The organism is Fulvivirga aurantia (assembly GCF_009711475.1).
GTDB lineage: Bacteria > Bacteroidota > Bacteroidia > Cytophagales > Cyclobacteriaceae > Fulvivirga > Fulvivirga aurantia.
Genome location: NZ_SMMD01000389.1, coordinates 1 through 2,263, shown reverse-complemented (window position 1 = coordinate 2,263; position 2,263 = coordinate 1). Strand labels below are relative to the sequence as shown.

2 protein-coding genes are annotated in these 2,263 nt (G+C 38.0%); both read right to left on the bottom strand.

Annotated features, from left to right (window positions below):
• Window positions 1-292: 292 nt before the first annotated feature.
• Entirely contained in the window at window positions 293-985 is a 693-nt protein-coding gene (locus tag E1176_RS02120; protein ID WP_155208926.1) for an SIR2 family NAD-dependent protein deacylase, read from the bottom strand.
• 164 nt (window positions 986-1,149) lie between these two features.
• The coding region (locus tag E1176_RS20410; RefSeq protein ID WP_185152564.1) for a hypothetical protein at window positions 1,150-2,263 on the bottom strand (1,114 nt) is incomplete at its 5' end.

The window sequence follows — 2,263 nt, the reverse complement described above, 5'->3', positions numbered from 1 at the left end:
CGTCTGACCACTTTGAGTGGTCTGACGAATCTTAACCTCAAAAACTTTGGGTATTCGCGAACTAAGCGAGGCAATCTTTATATGTAAAATAAACTGTGAAAAACGATGGGAATTTAACTCAAATGCCTCTTCAATAATTCCTGCCTTACCTTCTCCACTCCTAGTGGGTATGGCCAAATATGACTCAAAGTCTTTTAGGAAGTTTTTAGAAAAATGGACAGAGAAATAGCGAAGCTCTGAGAGTTACGAGTTATGAGTTGAGAGGAATGAAGCTATAAACTGAGGGCTAATGTTATCTATACATTTTCATCAATTCCTGCCTCACCTTCTCCACTCCTGTCGAGGCATTTTCCTGGTACATATATAGATTATCTCTTTGCTGCATAGGAGGCAATTTCGGATCAACGAGATAGACGCTGGCATCATGCGGAGTAAAATCAATGAGGCTCGCTGCCGGATAAACTGCCAGCGATGTGCCAACGATCATAAAAATATCAGCCTCCTGAGTCACCCTGGCTGCTACTTCCATCATTGGTACCATCTCTCCAAACCATACAATATTAGGTCGTAACTGAGAGCCCTTCTCACACGTATCCCCTAAGTTAAGCTCCCAACCCTCCATTTCATAAATCAAGTTTTCGTCAACAGAGCTTCTGGACTGAAACAGCTGTCCGTGTAAATGAACCACATTAGAGGAACCAGCTCGCTCATGTAGGTTGTCTACGTTTTGAGTAACCACTGTAACATCAAAATCTTCTTCTAACTTTGCCAGTGCTTCGTGACCTGCATTTGGTTCTGCCGTTAAAGCTGCTTTCCTGCGTTGGTTATAAAAGTCTAACACCAACTCCGGATTTTTGGCCCAGCCTTGCGGTGAGGCTACCTCCATCACATCATGGCCTTCCCATAAACCATTGGCATCTCTAAACGTGGCAATACCACTTTCAGCACTGATACCTGCTCCTGTAAGTGCAACTATTTTGATCATAGTCTAAAACTACTGCTTAGGTTTGATTAGGGCAAATATTAAGTTTCGAGTTGTGAGCTGTTAGCTGCGAGTTTTATTTTGCACTTGTGAATACTTGTTTAAGGTGGATTTTCGCGAGTTGATCAATTAGCTGTGAATAGGTTAATGAGATTGACCTCATTCAATTAGAACTTGTAGAGTATATTCAACCCTATACTATTTGAGCGGGTAGTAATGTTCTCAAACATTTGTGATAAAAATGAGACATATGCTAATTCAACTCCTATTTCTGAATCTTTAACAAAACTAGTTCCAATTGCAGCCTTATAAATGAAGGACGGTGAGTTGTAATCATCAACTGACAAGGTAGCTACATTGTCGAATGTATTTCCTGTATTAGAGTTTTGAACATCAACGAAAATATCATTCTTTGAAGTAAAAATTGCTGAGCCTATTCCCAATTTAAAATATGGCATAATACCACCTAATCTCATTGGATGAAATCTAGCATTTAATCCCAAGGTCAAGTGATCTAAATTTATTTCTGAAACCAAAGCTTCTTGAAAAGAGATCCTTGTAAAGACTGTTTCTACTTCAAAGGATGTAATTGCATCCTTTGACCTCATTAAAATATAGCCTACCCCGAAAGATAGATTCCTTTGGTTTTCAAATTCAATTTGTGCTAGTTCGTATAAGTCAATTGGTATTAAATCTGCTTTTTCAAATAATAACGAAGAATTACTTAACCCTGTTTTAATAAAAACTCCACTTACAGATGGCTGCTGTATACTTTTTACTAGTCTTGTGGATTCCGATGTACAATTCAAGTTGAATTCGTGAATTAGTGAAGTTAAATCCTTTTCGTTATAACCCGTTTTGTATAGCTGTTCCACTACTTCTTCACATTCCCAAATGATTGATTTAAGAACCGCGAAATATCTAAAATTTGGAGCTCCTTTAGTGATACCAGAGTGGGTATCCATTTTATGAACTCTACCAGGTGGCAAATAAACTAGTCTGCCATCTGGGAACTTAAGCAAAAACCTGTCTTGCACGCCATATTCATCGATTTTCAAAAGACTAAATCTACCTTCAACCGTAGTAATACAAAAGTATTTGCGCTGACTTTTGTCTTTGTCATTTAAATTGGTTGAGTTAAAGCTAACAGGTGCATAATGACTTTCAAATACCACACCATTATAATTAAACGCTGACACTTCATCAGAAGAATATTGTATTTTCTCAGCCTCCTTACCAATGAAGGTAAGTTTGGTAGCTTTTGTATGGTCTTTTAACTTT

Coding starts and splice junctions, on each gene's coding strand:
- E1176_RS02120 (WP_155208926.1), bottom strand. CDS start 985: ATGATCAAAATAGTTGCACTTACAGGAGCAGGTATCAGTGCTGAAAGT.